This is a genomic window from Leclercia sp. J807 (assembly GCF_009734465.1).
GTDB lineage: Bacteria > Pseudomonadota > Gammaproteobacteria > Enterobacterales > Enterobacteriaceae > Enterobacter.
On record NZ_CP046446.1, the window covers coordinates 1,669,587 to 1,684,584 of the forward strand.

General features: G+C 55.2%; 14 protein-coding genes. 6 read left to right on the forward strand and 8 right to left on the reverse strand.

The annotated features are described in order from the left end of the window. Positions 1-10: 10 nt before the first annotated feature. The 3 genes from GNG26_RS07720 to ampC all read left to right on the forward strand — a co-directional run bounded on the left by GNG26_RS07720 (position 11) and on the right by ampC (position 4,756). Positions 11-2,440, forward strand: a complete 2,430-nt coding sequence (locus GNG26_RS07720) for a fimbria/pilus outer membrane usher protein (RefSeq protein WP_156240152.1) — start codon at positions 11-13, stop codon at positions 2,438-2,440. Between the two features lie 11 nt (positions 2,441-2,451). Beyond that, entirely contained in the window at positions 2,452-3,516 is a 1,065-nt protein-coding gene (locus GNG26_RS07725; protein ID WP_103823622.1) for a fimbrial protein, read from the forward strand. A 97-nt stretch (positions 3,517-3,613) separates the two neighbouring features. Next, a complete protein-coding gene (gene ampC, locus GNG26_RS07730; RefSeq protein ID WP_156238339.1) occupies positions 3,614-4,756 on the forward strand; it encodes a CMY2/MIR/ACT/EC family class C beta-lactamase in 1,143 nt (380 codons plus the stop codon). 67 nt (positions 4,757-4,823) lie between these two features. Here the strand turns inward: ampC and GNG26_RS07735 are convergent, their stop codons facing one another. The 4 genes from GNG26_RS07735 to GNG26_RS07750 all read right to left on the reverse strand — a co-directional run bounded on the left by GNG26_RS07735 (position 4,824) and on the right by GNG26_RS07750 (position 8,036). After that, positions 4,824-6,194 carry a Xaa-Pro peptidase family protein gene (locus GNG26_RS07735; RefSeq protein WP_156238340.1) on the reverse strand — a complete coding sequence of 457 codons (1,371 nt, stop codon included), beginning with the start codon at positions 6,192-6,194 and terminating at the stop codon, positions 4,824-4,826. 26 nt (positions 6,195-6,220) lie between these two features. Continuing rightward, complete coding sequence (locus tag GNG26_RS07740; RefSeq protein WP_103823625.1) at positions 6,221-6,457, reverse strand: DUF1272 domain-containing protein; 237 nt, start codon at positions 6,455-6,457, stop codon at positions 6,221-6,223. 93 nt (positions 6,458-6,550) lie between these two features. Next, positions 6,551-7,117 carry an NTP transferase domain-containing protein gene (locus GNG26_RS07745; RefSeq protein WP_156238341.1) on the reverse strand — a complete coding sequence of 189 codons (567 nt, stop codon included), beginning with the start codon at positions 7,115-7,117 and terminating at the stop codon, positions 6,551-6,553. Positions 7,118-7,241: 124 nt separating this feature from the next. Continuing rightward, positions 7,242-8,036, reverse strand: coding sequence for an SDR family oxidoreductase (locus GNG26_RS07750; RefSeq protein ID WP_156238342.1), 795 nt, complete (start codon positions 8,034-8,036; stop codon positions 7,242-7,244). Between the two features lie 214 nt (positions 8,037-8,250). Between GNG26_RS07750 and GNG26_RS07755 the strand changes: the two genes are divergently transcribed. From GNG26_RS07755 to GNG26_RS07765, 3 genes are all read left to right on the forward strand, one after another. After that, positions 8,251-9,111, forward strand: a complete 861-nt coding sequence (locus GNG26_RS07755) for a DMT family transporter (protein WP_103823628.1) — start codon at positions 8,251-8,253, stop codon at positions 9,109-9,111. Between the two features lie 327 nt (positions 9,112-9,438). Beyond that, on the forward strand, positions 9,439-9,933 hold the full coding sequence (locus tag GNG26_RS07760; protein WP_103823629.1) for a molybdopterin-dependent oxidoreductase: 495 nt from the start codon (positions 9,439-9,441) through the stop codon (positions 9,931-9,933). A 17-nt stretch (positions 9,934-9,950) separates the two neighbouring features. Further along, a complete protein-coding gene (locus tag GNG26_RS07765) occupies positions 9,951-11,882 on the forward strand; it encodes a bifunctional diguanylate cyclase/phosphodiesterase (protein ID WP_156238343.1) in 1,932 nt (643 codons plus the stop codon). Between the two features lie 180 nt (positions 11,883-12,062). Here the strand turns inward: GNG26_RS07765 and GNG26_RS07770 are convergent, their stop codons facing one another. The 4 genes from GNG26_RS07770 to GNG26_RS07785 all read right to left on the reverse strand — a co-directional run bounded on the left by GNG26_RS07770 (position 12,063) and on the right by GNG26_RS07785 (position 14,938). Beyond that, positions 12,063-13,073: a hypothetical protein gene (locus tag GNG26_RS07770; RefSeq protein WP_156238344.1), complete on the reverse strand. Its 1,011-nt coding sequence runs from the start codon at positions 13,071-13,073 to the stop codon at positions 12,063-12,065. Between the two features lie 288 nt (positions 13,074-13,361). Further along, a complete protein-coding gene (locus GNG26_RS07775) occupies positions 13,362-14,246 on the reverse strand; it encodes an SDR family oxidoreductase (protein WP_156238345.1) in 885 nt (294 codons plus the stop codon). Between the two features lie 173 nt (positions 14,247-14,419). Continuing rightward, positions 14,420-14,644: a hypothetical protein gene (locus GNG26_RS07780; protein ID WP_156238346.1), complete on the reverse strand. Its 225-nt coding sequence runs from the start codon at positions 14,642-14,644 to the stop codon at positions 14,420-14,422. Positions 14,645-14,719: 75 nt separating this feature from the next. Further along, positions 14,720-14,938, reverse strand: a complete 219-nt coding sequence (locus tag GNG26_RS07785) for a YgdI/YgdR family lipoprotein (protein ID WP_103178994.1) — start codon at positions 14,936-14,938, stop codon at positions 14,720-14,722. Positions 14,939-14,998: the final 60 nt, after the last annotated feature.

Below are 14,998 nucleotides of genomic sequence, written 5' to 3' on the forward strand. Positions count from 1 at the left end.
TGCGCTGTTGATGCTCTCGAGGCCCGGGATGGTGCGGGCAGAAGATTACTTCGATCCGGCGGCGCTGGAGCTGAGCTCACCGCAGCAAAAAACTGCCGATCTGCACTATTTTGCCACCGCGGGCGGGCAGCAGCCCGGCACGTGGCCGGTCACCATCTGGGTCAATGACCAGCAGGTCAGCGAGGGGAATATCACCTTCGTGGAGGAGAATGGCACCCTTGCACCGGTGCTGACGGCGGCCCAGCTAGCGGAATATGGCGTCAACGTTAGCGCGTTCTCCTCATTTGAACGTCTGCACGACGGGGAGACCTTCACCCGTATCGACCAGTACATCCCCGACGCCAGCAGCCGGTTCGACTTCCCGACCCAGCGGCTGAACCTGAGTATTCCCCAGGCGGCAATGAACGTTCAGCGCGAGGGGGATATTGATCCCGCACGCTGGGATGAGGGGATACCGGCGGCGTTTGTCGATTACACGCTCTCCGGCGCGCAAACCGGGCAATCCACCCATAACGGTCGCTCCACCTTTCTCAACCTGCGCAGCGGGGTGAACCTCGGGCCGTGGCGGTTGCGCAATACCTCATCCATGCAGTATGACTCCACCCGGCGCTGGCAGTCGCTCAGTACATACCTGCAACGGGACGTCACCCCGCTGAAAAGCCAGCTGCGGATTGGGGATACCTACACCAGCGGGGAGGTGTTTGACAGCGTGCAGTTTCGCGGCGTCCAGCTGATGTCAAATGAAGAGATGCTCCCGGACAGCCAGCGCGGTTTTGCCCCGGTGATCCGCGGCGTCGCCCACAGTAACGCCAAAGTGACCATCTCCCAGCATGGCTACGTGATCTACGAAACCTACGTCTCGCCGGGGGCGTTTGCCATTAAGGATCTCTACCCGACCGCGCAGAGCGGCGACCTGGAGGTCAACGTGAAGGAGAGCGACGGTTCGGAGCGCACCTTTACCCAGCCGTTCTCGTCGGTGCCGTTTATGCTGCGGGAGGAGCGGATAAAATACAGCCTCAGCGCCGGGCGCTTTCACGCAGGCAAGCATGAGAGCCGCACCCCGGCGTTTATCCAGAGCACGTTGTTTTACGGTTTACCGGCAGCCTTTACCCTTTTTGGTGGCACGCAACTGGCCGACGATTATCACGCGCTGGCACTTGGGGTGGGACATAGCTTAGGGGAGCTGGGTTCGCTTGGCACCGACGTGACGCTGGCGGGCACCACCACCCCTTCCGGCAAGCGCTACCGCGGCCACTCCCTGCGGGCGCAGTATCAGAAAAGTTTTGCCCGGGTGGGAACCTCGTTCAGCCTCGCCAGCTACCGCTACTCCTCCAGCGGGTTTTACGACTTCAGTGAGGCGATGAGGCTGGAGAAACGTTACGGGCTGGTGGATAACAAACGCACCCGGGAAGAGGTTGCCATCAGCCAGACCCTCGGCGAGATGGGTAACCTGTCGTTGTCCGCTTACGTTCAGGATTACTGGCACAACCAGAGCAGCGACAAAACGCTCCATGCCGGTTTTTACAGCGCCTGGAAAGGGATCTCCTGGGGGCTGGGCTACTACTACACCCAGTCCAGCGGACACAATAATCCCGATCGCTCCTGGTCCTTCAATATCACCATTCCGCTAGGGGGGGCGCTTGCCAGCAGTTCGGTGAGCTACACCACCTCGTCGGATAATCGCGGCTATACCTCGCACCAGGTGTCGATGTATGGCTCGGTGCCGAAGAGCGCGAATCTCTACTACGCCGTGCAACAGGGCTACGCCAGCCAGGGGCAGGGGAGTAACAGCGGCGCATCCCTCGACTACCACGGCGGCTATGGTCAGGCGCAGCTGGGTTATCGACACGATCGCGACAGCAGCCAGATCACCTGGGGGGCGTCGGGCTCCATCGTCGCGCACCCGCATGGCATCACATTGGGGCAGAGTCTGGGCGACAGCTTTGCCATCGTGCGTGCACCGGGAGCGGTCAACGTGGCTGTTCAGAACGGCAGCAACGTTCATACCGACTGGCGGGGTTACGCGGTGGTGCCTGCGCTGACGGCCTGGCACAAAAACGTCATTACCCTTGATACCGAATCGATGACCAGCGACACCGACGTCGAACAGTTCGGCGCGACGGTGATCCCCGGCGGTGGGGCGGTGGTCGAGGCAAACTTCCGGACCCATATCGGCCATCGCGTGCTGTTTACCCTACATGATCGTTCGGGGCCAGTGCCGTTTGGCGCCAGCGCCCAGCTGGCTGGCGATCGCAACGCCGCCACCGGCATGGTGGCCGACGGCGGAACGGTCTACCTGAGCGGTATTCCGGATACCGGCACCCTGGAGGTGAACTGGAATGACAGAGGGGAGGCCCACCGCTGCACGCTGCCTTTCCACATCGCCGCCGACCAGCCGGATGCGGTAAAGCGTATTGAGGCAGCCTGTTTATCACAATGAGGATATTAACCATGCGGTTAGTCTGTTTACTTCTGACGGTCGCCGGGCTGTTCAGCCCTGGCGTATGGGCGGCAGCCTGCAATGGCGATACCGGCCAGATGACGATTAACGTTCAGAACATCAAATACCTGCCTTCGCTGCGTAACAACACCCAGATGACCAGCATCATGGCCGACAGCGGCAGCGGGTTTCGTTTTAGCTGCGATCAGGAGGCCCGGCAGGCCGGGGCGATAGCGGTGAAATATGAACAGGAGCGCACCGGGAATGAGACCTTCATCAATGGCCGAATGGTGTTTGAGTCGGCCATTCCGGGTATCGGCTATGCCCTGGGCTTTCAGTGTAACGGCGGGCCGATCCACTACCTGGATGGCTCCGGTATGCATGAGACGGAGGTCTGTAACAGCAGCGAGAATCCCGCGCTGCTGCACCAGGAACATATCGTGGTGAAGGCGTTTATTACCTTCTTTAAAACCGGCAACGTCAGCCTGGTCAGCGGCAACCACACCAACGCCTCGCCGTTGGGGGCGGTCGGTAAACTCTATGTCGATATTCCCGGCTCAGGCACAACCGGCACGCCCATCAGCGCCGACCTGACGGCGATGAACGTGGATATCGGCGCGGTGGGCAGTTGCAATGTCACCACCCCGGCCATTTTTGTCGATTTAGGCAAGGTTAACCGCGCCGATTTTAAAGGAGTGGGGCAGACGGCGGGAACGGCGAAGACATTGACCATTCCGGTCTATTGTTCGCAGCCGGCGCAGATCAAAATTGGCTTTTTCGGCACCCCAGCCGCCACCGGCGTCACCGATACGCTGGCCATTACCCCGTCGCCGTCGAGCGCCAGCGGCGTGGGGGTCAGGCTGAGCTACGGCAATAATGGCGCCAGTGCACCGGTCGCGGGAACCGCCCTGCACATCAACGAGGCCGGAAACCTGCCGGGTCTGGGACAGGTAACCGCGACAAATGCGGCCAGCGCCCAGCCTTTCCACTTTGTTGCCCAGCTGGTACAGACCGACCCGACCGTGACGGCGGGGTGGGCAAACACCACCGCCACCTTTGCGCTAGAGTATAACTAGTCTTCTGCGAACGGGCGTCGGTTCACGGGGGCCCGTTTTACATCTTCCCGTCAGGCCTGCAAAATAGCGCTCTCACTTTTCGCTAAAGATCATAACGATGAAAAAATCCCTGCTCTGTACGCTCCTCGTTTGCCTGTCCGGTTCTGCTTTTGCCACTTCCCCGGAGGAGGCGCAGGTCGCGGAGGCGGTGAAACCTACGCTTACCGCGCTGATGAACGACCAGACGATCCCGGGCATGGCCGTTGCGGTCATCTACAAGGGCCAGACCTATTTCTTCACGCAAGGGCTGGCCGATGTCGCCGGGAAAAAGCCCGTCACCCGGCAAACCCTGTTTGAGCTGGGCTCGGTGAGTAAAACCTTTACCGGGGTGCTCGGCGGCGATGCGGTGGCGCGCGGGGAGATTGCCCTCAACGATCCGGCCAGCAAGTACTGGCCCGCGCTGTCAGGCAAGCAGTGGCAGGGCATCAGCCTCCTCCATCTGGCGACCTACACCGCAGGGGGACTCCCGCTCCAGGTACCGGAGAGCGTGACCGATGCCGCAGCGCTGGAAACGTACTATCAGACCTGGCAGCCAGCATGGACGCCGGGTACTAAACGCCTCTACGCCAACGCCAGTATTGGCCTGTTCGGCGCCCTGGCGGTCAAGCCCTCAAAGATGAGTTTCGAGCAGGCGCTCACCCGCCGGGTGCTGGAGCCGTTGAAGCTGAGCCACACCTGGGTAACCGTACCGGCAAGCGAACAGGCGAACTATGCCTGGGGCTACCGGGACGGTAAGGCGGTGCACGTCTCGCCAGGGATGCTTGATGCCGAAGCCTACGGGGTAAAAACCTCCATCGTGGATATGGCAGGCTGGCTACAGGCCAACCTGCAACCGGACAGCATTAAAGACGCATCGCTGAAAAAAGGGGTGGAGATTGCCCAGTCACGCTACTGGCAGGTGGGGGAGATGTATCAGGGGCTGGGCTGGGAGATGCTCAACTGGCCGGTCTCCTCCCGGACGCTGGAGCAGGGGGCCGATAATAAATATGCCCTGGCCGCCCGCGATGCCACCGCTATCGCGCCTCCACAGCCGCCGGTGCAGGCCTCATGGGTACATAAAACCGGCTCGACCGGCGGATTCGGCAGCTACATCGCCTTTATCCCTGAGAAGAACCTCGGCATTGTGATGCTGGCGAATAAAAGTTACCCCAACAGCGAGCGGGTCAAGGCAGCGTACCGCATTCTTGCAGCATTGCAGTAAGGTTGATTGCCCTAAAAGGCCCGGCAGCGCTACGCTTGCCGGGCCTATAAAGTGGCACCAACAAACTTCAACAGGTAAACGCCATCTCCTTCGCCAGCAGGAATGGACGAAGATAACCCACGGTATTCGAGAGCGGGATCACCTCATCCGCCAGATTGATGTTTAACACCTCGCGAATGTACGTCCGGCGGCTGGTAATCCGCGCCCACAGCTCCGGGTACGCCGCCTCAATTTTCTCCTGCAAGGCCTGGTCCGCCAGGGCGACGCTCTCCTCGGCGCTCACGCCGGTATAACCAGGAACCGAGGGGATGATATCGAGTTGCAGGATCATGCCGCTTTTTAACGTCTCGGCAGAGCCTTGGTAAATGGGGGAGGACATCCACTCCTCGTCGGCGCTAAGGTGCCCGGGATTAAGATGCCAGCCATACTGCGCTTTATTGAGCACCTGTTCGATATGGGCATACAGCTCGCCGCCCGGCATGCCGATTTTAATCTGCTCAAGCCAGCTGGCGACGGCGGCAAAATAGGGTTTCGCCACCCGATCCAGATAATCTTTCTGGCCGTCCGGCAGCTCGCTCTCGTCAGCAATCACAAACCCGGTCCGGCTGGACAGCCCACCCTTAAAGCCGGTGGTCATCGACAGTGGCTGCCCGCGCTCCAGCTTTTTATAGGTGGGGTAGAAGTTTGCCTTCTCAAAACGCTGTCCGGCGGCGGCAATGGTCACCACCGAATGATACTGCCCCTCTGCCGCCAGCCGCGCCCCCAGCTCGGTTTCGCGCATCCCTGGCTCCACTGCGTTCATGGCGTTCAGGATGCAGGTCGAGGCCAGGTTCGCGCCATATTCATAATGCGCGATTTCGTTCTCGTTGTTGGTGATGCGGGCGCCGTTATCGCCGCCGATAAACAGGTGTGTGGCGTTCTCAAGGGTCGCATCGGTGCTGTTTTTCAGCGCCTCGACGATAAAATAAGGCAGATCGAAAAGCTGCCTGTTATCCGCCCCGGCTGCGGTAAACATCTTCCAGCCCACCAGTCCGATTCGGCCATGCGCATGCAGACCCGCTTCGCGAAACAGTGACTCCAGCGAGGTTTCATTATCCATCGGCTGGTTGGGCAGCGAGAAAAACGGGCAGTGTCTGAGGGTAACCGGAATGCGGGAATGGCGGGCCATCTTCAGATTTTCATTGCCGAGGATCGCCGTCGCCGCGCCGCTCTTTTCCAGAATCAGCAGACCCTCCTCAAAACGCGGCACAAACCCGGTCAGGTACTCAAAGTTGCTGCCGTGTTCTTTGTCGGCATAGATCACCAGGGCGTCATAGCCCGCCTCGTTGATGCGGGCCAGCACTTTATTTTTGCGCTCAAGCAGGGTGGCATCGGTAAGCAACACCGGAGCCACATCGGTGAAGGTACGTGGCGCAGGAATGGTCTGCAGCTGGATCATAATTTCCCTCGTCGTCAGAAGGCGGTTCAGGCGCTTTTTTGCGCATGAACCCGCACGGTGGAGGCCGGCGCGTTTACCAGCTTATTTGCCGGACGCACCGGGCGGCGCACCAGCTCCCCCTGGCAGTTAGGGCAGCGATGGTGAAGGTGGGTGTCGGCACAGGTCGCGCAGAAGGTGCACTCAAAGGAGCAGATCCGCGCGTCCAGATCATCAGGAGGCAGGTCACGATCGCACCATTCGCAGTTCGGACGGAGTTCAAGCATGGTTCTTATCCTGTTGGGTTAGGGGCCTTTTTTTACTATGCCAGAGAGTAAAAAAAGCCGCGACAGCATAATAATAACGTGACGCGGGGAGCGTTAACTCCCCTGTTGCACGCTTCTGAAATCGTCAGGGGTATCGATATCAAAAATAATTTCCGGGCGATCGAGGGCCACGCACTGGTGTTTACCCTGCATCAGGGCCTGGCGCATGCTGCGGATAGCCGGACGGGAGATCGCCTGTTGCAGGCTGGCGCGATCAATCAAAACAGGGTGGCCGGGCGTACCGTGATAGTGCGGCAAGATCGCCCCCCCGGTGCGTAATGCCCACAGTTGGCGGTAAATCTCCCCGTCCAGGCAGGGCAGATCGCCAGGGGTAATAAAACAGTAATCCGTGCTCACCGCCCGGGCACCGGTTATCACCGAACTGACCAGTCCGTTTTCGTAATCGGGATTATGAACCAGGGTGACATTTTCCCGGTGCTGATATCGCGCCTGTAGCTTCTGGGCACGAAAACCGGTGACGAGAATAATGCGCGAGCAAAACTGCAGGGCGTTGTTGATACTGGCATCCAGAAGGGTCCCCTCGCGCCAGGGTAACATCATTTTCCACGTTCCCATGCGGGAGGAGAGTCCTGCGGCAGTAATAATACAGTCGACCGGCATTGTCTTATCCCTTTATCAACGTGAGAGAAGGTAAAGGGAAAATATACCGCAAATTTCGGGATTTAACGCGCTGACCGACGCCTGTTAAAAAGCCCCCTGAAGCAGGGGGCAATTCGCGCAATTTTTAGCGTGTCAGGTAGCGGGGGGCGGGTTCGCCGGTGCGGGCGCTGGCAAACAGCGCCAGGCGCGCCTCTTCGTAGCGCGTCCACAGGGCTTGATCGTGCATCGGCGGGATGGTGATCAGCTCGCCCTGATCGAGCCCCGCCAGCGCCGCATCCACCATATTGTCGGTGGTCATCACCGACCCGGCGGGCAGAGCGTCGGCGCTGATGCCGGACAGCTCCCAGATCTCCGTGGCCGTAGCTGCGGGCAGTACCGCCTGGATACGTACCTGGCTGTCGGCAAACTCCTCCTGTAATCCGCGCGTAAAATTCAGCACCCAGGCTTTGGTGGCGCTGTACAGCGCGCTGCCCGCCCGGGCATGGATCGACAGTACCGAGGCGATATTAATCAAAGTACCGCGGTTGTTTTGCGCCAGACGCGGCAGCAGGGCATAAGTGAGACGCATCAGCGCGGTGGTGTTGAGCATGTTGATCGCCTGATGCTGCGCCACATCCCCCGCGAGGAACGGTGCCATTTGCGCAGTACCGGCATTGTTGATCAGCGTGTCGATAGCGGCGTTGTTGCGCAACATCTCTTCCACGGCGCGGATCCCGCTTTCATCGGTAAGATCCGCCGTCAGGGTGGTGACCTTCACGCCATAGCGCTGCCTGAGCTGTTCCGCCAGCGCCAGCAGACGCGCCTCCCGGCGGGCTACCAGCACCAGATCGTAACCGCGAGCGGCGAGACGATCGGCGTAGACCGCGCCAATTCCGGAAGATGCACCTGTAATCAAAGCTGTTGAACGTTGCGTAGTCATTGTCGTACCTCTTGAAGGGGGAGAGTGGTTTTAATATAAAACTAAATAAACTGTGCGCCATTTGGTTTTATTATGCAACCATATCGCCGGGATTTTTTGATCTCTGCGTTGGGCGGTGGAGATGACCGTCCGCAAAAGCGCGGTTTTACAGTAAAGTGAATAGACAAACTCACGATCCCACCGTCGGTCCGGAACGGTCTCTCTCAGGAAGGGTATGAAAAAGCTGTTGCTGGTTCTCTTTGTCTTAACTGCATTTGCAGCGAACTCCATTCTTTGCCGCATTGCCCTGAAGAACGGCCATGCCGATCCTGAAACCTTCAGCATGCTGAGATTGCTGGGGGGAGCGGCAGTGCTGTTTGTCTGGCATCTGGCGCGGGGAAGGCTGAAAGAGATACGCTGGAAAATCATCGACGCCCTGCTGCTGTGCGCCTATGTTCTCTTTTTCTCGCTGGCGTACGTCCAGCTCAATACGGCGACAGGCGCATTGCTGCTGTTTGGCGCAGTCCAGGTCTGTATGATCGGCTGGAGCGTGGTAAAAGGCGAGAAACTGAGCGGCTATAAGGCCTGCGGGATCGTCATTGCCGTAGGGGGCATTATTACCTTACTGCTTCCTGGCGCGACGGCGCCTCCGCTAGCGGCGGCCATTACGATGGTGGCCTCTGGCCTCGCGTGGGGAGCCTATTCGCTGCGCGGCAAAAATATCCAGGCTGCGGCGGGAACGACGAACGGAAATTTCATCCTGAGCCTGCCGGTTATTCTCGTAGTGAGCCTGATACGACAGGCGCCAGTCCATATTGACGCCAGCGGCATCATCCTGGCCCTGCTTTCCGGCGGGCTGGCATCTGGCGTTGCTTACGTGCTCTGGTATGCCCTGGTCGGCACGCTCTCTTCAGCAACCGCCAGCACGCTGCAGCTGAGCGTTCCGTGTATTGCGGCGGCAGGGGGCGTGTTATTTCTTGGCGAGGTACCGGATCTCCGGATGTTGCTTTGCACGCTGGCGGTGCTGGCCGGAATAGCAATGGTTATCGCCGCCGATAACAAGAAGCGGCAACAGCCGGAAAAAAACGGTTTATGAACGGGCAGGAGGTAATGATTCTCCCGCCCTCATCTGGCTTTCACTGAGTAGTGATAAAATTTAAACCTTTATATTTCTGTGTGTTTAATTGCATTATATAAGTGGGTAGATTATTTTTTGTACAGATCCAATAAAATTTGCCCTAACTGAAATAAATGTACAGACTTTACTTAATCATTTTTAAAAGAAGTAAAAATTTAACTTATTGATTTTAATGATTTATTGTATAAATGATTTTGTTGCTGCAATAATAGGCAGGGAGCATATATTAATAGCACGTTAACTAAATTATAATTCTTTCATATCCGGCAGATAGGTGAGGTTAGTATGCGGTTTATTGTCATGTTGTTAAGCGTTGTGGTTGCCACCCATGCCTGGGCGGGTGAACTACCCAAACCTGCCGGTAAAGCCCTTTTAACCCTGTCCGGTAATATTCAAAATACAAACGAAGAGGGTAAAGCCGTTTTCGATGTCGCCAGCCTTGAGAAACTCGGGATGGTCAGTTTTCAGACCACTTCGCCTTGGTATAATGGACGTACAACCTTTACGGGTGTGCCGCTGCAAAAGATCATGGATTACGTTGGGGCAAAAGGCACCGTTGCTAAGGTCATTGCGCTCAATGACTACACCACCGTTATCCCGCTCAGTGATTTCAAAAAATACAACGTTATCCTTGCCTTGAAAGTCAACGGTGAATACATGCGTATCCGTGACAAAGGCCCGCTATTCATTGTGTATCCCTATGACAGCCTGCACGAGCTGAATAATCAAATTTATTATTCACGATCGGCATGGCAGGTCAGCAAAATGAATATTGAGTAGGAGTTCAGAAGCGCAACATGAACAGGATACTGGCGGGCATCATTTTTTTCCTATTTATCTCTACGGGATATATCTCTTTTCTTGTGCACGAGAGGCAACAAGAGCTACAAAAACTGACGCACTATACGGACTCATGGTCTGCAGCTCAGCTGGTATCAGAATTTTATCGATTCGAATCAACGCTTGGTCTTTACGCCAACGGTATTGACGCATTGACGATAGACGACGTGCGCCTGCGTCTTGACATTATGCTCAGCCAAAGCGGTTTAATGAAAGAAGGTGATCTGGGGCGCTATATCGCCAGCAATAAAGCCCATCATGAACTGGCGGTAAATATAGAAAATATTCTCAAAGATCTGGACGCTAATCTTGAGAAAATGGATCGTTCAGAGCTCCAGACATACCTGATTCAAATGCACCTGCTTGATGCCCCTTTAAGCCGCCTGTCATCCAGTGCATTAGATAATGATATTAACTCGATCAATAAAGCTAATCTTAAAATACAGACATTATATTATATTTATTCAGCCGCTTCTTTATTGCTCATCATTTTGAGCGGCATTCTTGGGGTACTCATATTCTTCCAGAACAGAAATATTCTGACGGCGCATCTTCAGGTCAAAAGCCTTGCTGAAGAGCTGCAAAAATCTAAGGAAAAGCTGCAAATCCAGAATACGCAACTGGAATATGATGTTTACCATGACTCGCTGACAGGAATGAATAACCGTCAGTTTTTCTGGGAAAATATAAAGAAAATCATTCAGGTGGCAGAAAAAAATAATGATTCTGTAACGGTAATGCTGTTTGATTTAGATTGTTTCAAGGAGATCAATGATACTTATGGTCATGATGTTGGCGATATGTTGCTGCGCCAGATCTCCGAACGCCTGATTGCCATGAGCCTGACATCCGATACACTTTATCGCTTAGGTGGGGATGAGTTTGCCTTTCTCTCAAGCGGTTTGACAGAGAGCAGCGCCGTTTCGCGCGCGCGAAAAATATGTGCTTCCATCAACCAGCCGTACACGATTTATAACACCATCATTAATATCGCCACCTGTGTCGGGATTGTTATCTCAGACACGGAGCGCCGCTCCGACTTTCTCTATAAATTTGCCGATCTGGCCCTGTATGAAGCCAAAAAAGAGGGCCCTGGCCAGATAAAAGTCTTCCGGCCGATCATGTTACAAAAGCTGCAGGAGAGCAGAACCCTTGAGCACGATCTGGCGATGGCCTTAGCGAATAAAGAATTCGTGGTTTATTATCAGCCCATTGTCGATTCGTTCAGCCGGGAAATTTACAGCTATGAAGCCCTGGTTCGCTGGGTGCATCCATTAAAGGGCCTTCTGTCGCCCGATAGCTTTATTCCCGTTGCTGAAAAAACAGGCATGATTAACGAACTGGGAAGGTCGGTGCTTGAAATCGCCTGCCGGGAAGCGGCGACCTGGGCGGTTCCGGCAAAAATCTCCGTGAATGTTTCGCCTATCCAGCTCAGCAGCAAAGCCTTTGCCGGCATCGTGCTCTCCATTCTGGAGGAGACAGGGCTTTCGGCCAATCGTCTGGAGCTGGAGGTGACGGAATCCTCTCTCTTTACCGATAACGATACTCCGCTCAATACTCTCAACATGCTCAGAGCCCGTGGCGTGCAAATCTCCATTGATGATTTTGGTACGGGATATTCTTCCCTTTCGCGGCTGAGTAAGCTTGCCTTCGATAAAATTAAAATCGATAAATCCTTTGTGCATTCGATATCTGACCAGGACGACGCCCTGACCATCATCAAACTGATCACCGGTATGGCGAAGTCTCTTAATATGAAGGCGGTTGCAGAAGGGGTCGAAACGCAGGAACAGCTGGAAAGTCTCCAGGCGCTGGGTTGCGATCTCGCTCAGGGTTATCTGTTTGGTAAACCGCAGCCGGGAATCGATGGCAGGATCCGCAACGGATAAATCGCGTGGCTGAATGAAGGCGTGGTGAAAAAAGAAAAAAACATAAATGCCCGTCAGGGCATTTATGTTTTAAAAAGCGATTAATGGAAGAACAGTGCAATCAGGATAATGATTGGAATAGGTACGCCTAAAAAGAAGAGTAATAGTGAGCGCATTTTAAACCTCCTGCTTAATTAAGAATTATAAATCACGTTGACGACCACCGAAGGTCGCACACAGGCTGGCAACAAAAGCACCGGCCAGCAGCGCAATAAATGTCCAGAGCATCAGATAGCTCGTGGTTTTACGTGCGGCATCAGCAGCTTGCTGCGCTTTCTCCTTCGTTTCTTTTAATTTAGCCTGGGCTTTGTCATAGGTGGTTTGTACACGCTGTTCAGCTTCTTGCTGACTGATACCCGTCTTTTGTGCAATCAGCTGGGCAACATACTGACGATCTTCCTGCGGTAAGGTACCGGTGGTGATGCTATTGGCAAAAATACCGGTCACTTCACTTACCTGCGCAGGCGTTAATGGCTCAGCAGGTGCAGCTGGCGTGGCGGGAGCAGGCGCAGGTGCAGCGGTTGGGTCAGCAGGATCGGTGGCACCGTTTGCTGGTGCGGCCGGTGCCGGTGTGGCAGGGTTACTCGCCCTAAACATCGAATTCACAAAATAGTCCATGGATGAACCCGGTGCCTCAGACGAACTGTTCGCCATACCCGCCGCGCCAGCTGCCGTGGCCGTCGCAGCGCCGCCGGCAACAGTACCCACGACTTTAGCGCCGCCGCCAATCAGGGCGCCCACGGTGCTTGTAAACAGCGCCGCAGAAACCAGTGCAGCGACAGCCCAGGTTAAAAAACCGTGGGCAGTATCGCGGAAGTACACTTCATCGGTACGGGTATCGACCCATTTGGTACGCAGGCGCCCGGCTAAATAGCCGCCCATGCCCGACGCCACAATTTGTGTGAACGTCAGCCAGGCGATGGCTGCGATACCCACCGTACCGGCGTCGAGCCCGCGGTTTTCCCAGGGCGAAATCGTTGTCAGGCCCAGCCCGGTGCCCAGCATAAGCAAAATCAACGACAGGGAGGCCGCTGCCGCCGCGCCGGCAAAGATGGCACCCCATGATACGGCGCTGCTGTTCGTCGCAGGCATGGGCAGCCGCGAATCGGGATACGTAGTGTTAACCGTGGCGTGTTCATGAATGTGAGTCATAGCTGTTGTCCTTTAGTTAATCTTTGCGTTCGGAACCAGGAACTGATTGAAAAACAGGAAACATTATCAACTTGAACGTTTAAGCCCTTCAGGGACCGGATGATGTCATTTAGAACGAGGAAGGCTGTAAAACTGACCGAAATAAAAAACAAAAATCAACGATCTAAGAATAGTTGATAATTTTGCGCCGGACGGCTTTTCAGCTTTAAAAATCCGTTACCGCTTCGGATAACGGATTTTATAATTAGCCTTGTTGTCGTCAGGCGCGTCAAAATAAAGGCAACAGAATTAGACTACGCCGGTACCGCCGTCTGAGCACCAGACCTGACCGGAGGCATACGAACACTCTTCAGATGCCAGCAGAACATAGAGTGGAGCAATCTCCACGGGCTGACCCGGTCTGCCCAGCGGGGTATCTCCCCCGAACTGCTGCACCTTCTCCTGCGGCTGTCCGCCGCTTGACTGCAATGGCGTCCAGTAAGGGCCCGGCGCCACGGCATTCACGCGGATGCCTTTCGGTCCAAGCTGTTTTGCCAGGGATTTGGTAAACGCCACGTTACAGGCTTTGGTCTGGGCGTAATCCAGCAGGATTTCGCTGGGCTTAAAGGCCTGAACCGAAGAGGTATTAATAATCACCGCGCCTTCCGACAGATGACGCAGGGCGGCGCGGGTGATCCAGAAGGGGGCATAAACGTTGGTTTTGAAGGTCGCGTCGAAAGCGGCGGTGGTCAGATCTTCAATGGATTCGCAGAACTGCTGTCTGCCCGCATTGTTGACTAAAATATCGAGTCCACCCAGCTCCGTCACCGCGCGCTCAACCAGCGTCTCACAGAACGACTCTACCCGAATATCACCCGGGATCGCGACGGCTTTGCGTCCTTCCGCCTGAATCAGGGCAATAACGGCTGCGGCATCGGACTCCTCTTCCGGCAGATAGCCAATGGCCACGTCCGCACCTTCACGGGCGTAGGCAATCGCCACCGCGCGACCAATCCCGGAATCGCCGCCGGTAATCAGTGCTTTTTTGCCAGAAAGTCTGCCCGAGCCGGTATAACTCGTCTCGCCATGATCGGGGATTGGCTTCATCTCTGACGCCAGTCCGGGCATTTGCTGCGGCTGCTCCACAAACGGGGGTTGTGGGTAGTTTTTTGAAGTGGTGTTTCCTGATGTCATCCCGACCTCCTTTATCAATGAATTTAAAGCGTAGCCACTGTGACGGAACGCACCTTTCTGGAAGGGATAATTCAGATTATTCTTCTTCTGGATATATTTTTGATTTTGTCTTCACTTTGTAAGATCACTAAACAAGCGCCCCCTATTTGGCCGTAAGCATGAGGGGGATGAGGTTATTTGTGCGGTTGTTTACGGGTAATACCGGAAATGAAGCGTCTGAGATGTTTTTTGGGTGAGCGTCTACGTGTGGCGTTGATTTTTGCCGGCTCGACGACGACCTTATTCGCTTCCGGGTGGATCGGCTTTTGGCTGCCCGAGCGAAGTTGCCAGAGTGCGCCTGAATCGCCATGAATAATCAACGCGCCTGAAAGGAGGAGAAGAAATAAGATCTTCTTCATCCTCTTTAGCCTCTCTCCTGAACGAGCATGCAAGCAGGGCAGAGTTTCCGCCGACCCTCTGCCCGCTGTGCTACCTTATTTCTCTATCATCTGGATAATCTGATCCCGGTTGATCGCATGTTCATTTCCCGCGATATCTTCATAAGTAATGAGGCCATTATCATCATCAACTTCGGGTTTTCCGTGAGTAATAATCATCTCACCATTTTTCTTCTGTAAAACATAATCGCTTGAACATCCGGCGACGGTGAGGCTCAATAGCACCAGGCTTATTACAGCCACAACTTTCTTCATTACAACTCCTTATTTACTCAAGCCTGTCACAGGCACAATGATGCCGCACGCTAGTTAAAT

Bases quoted from the DNA above. Each gene is read 5' to 3' on its own strand.
- GNG26_RS07760 (WP_103823629.1), top strand. From the start codon at position 9,439: ATGCGGTTTATTGTCATGTTGTTAAGCGTTGTGGTTGCCACCCATGCC.
- ampC (WP_156238339.1), top strand. From the start codon at position 3,614: ATGAAAAAATCCCTGCTCTGTACGCTCCTCGTTTGCCTGTCCGGTTCT.
- GNG26_RS07750 (WP_156238342.1), bottom strand. From the start codon at position 8,036: ATGACTACGCAACGTTCAACAGCTTTGATTACAGGTGCATCTTCCGGA.
- GNG26_RS07720 (WP_156240152.1), top strand. From the start codon at position 11: ATGCTCTCGAGGCCCGGGATGGTGCGGGCAGAAGATTACTTCGATCCG.
- GNG26_RS07735 (WP_156238340.1), bottom strand. From the start codon at position 6,194: ATGATCCAGCTGCAGACCATTCCTGCGCCACGTACCTTCACCGATGTG.
- GNG26_RS07755 (WP_103823628.1), top strand. From the start codon at position 8,251: ATGAAAAAGCTGTTGCTGGTTCTCTTTGTCTTAACTGCATTTGCAGCG.
- GNG26_RS07785 (WP_103178994.1), bottom strand. From the start codon at position 14,938: ATGAAGAAAGTTGTGGCTGTAATAAGCCTGGTGCTATTGAGCCTCACC.
- GNG26_RS07765 (WP_156238343.1), top strand. From the start codon at position 9,951: ATGAACAGGATACTGGCGGGCATCATTTTTTTCCTATTTATCTCTACG.
- GNG26_RS07780 (WP_156238346.1), bottom strand. From the start codon at position 14,644: ATGAAGAAGATCTTATTTCTTCTCCTCCTTTCAGGCGCGTTGATTATT.
- GNG26_RS07740 (WP_103823625.1), bottom strand. From the start codon at position 6,457: ATGCTTGAACTCCGTCCGAACTGCGAATGGTGCGATCGTGACCTGCCT.
- GNG26_RS07775 (WP_156238345.1), bottom strand. From the start codon at position 14,246: ATGACATCAGGAAACACCACTTCAAAAAACTACCCACAACCCCCGTTT.
- GNG26_RS07745 (WP_156238341.1), bottom strand. From the start codon at position 7,117: ATGCCGGTCGACTGTATTATTACTGCCGCAGGACTCTCCTCCCGCATG.
- GNG26_RS07725 (WP_103823622.1), top strand. From the start codon at position 2,452: ATGCGGTTAGTCTGTTTACTTCTGACGGTCGCCGGGCTGTTCAGCCCT.
- GNG26_RS07770 (WP_156238344.1), bottom strand. From the start codon at position 13,073: ATGACTCACATTCATGAACACGCCACGGTTAACACTACGTATCCCGAT.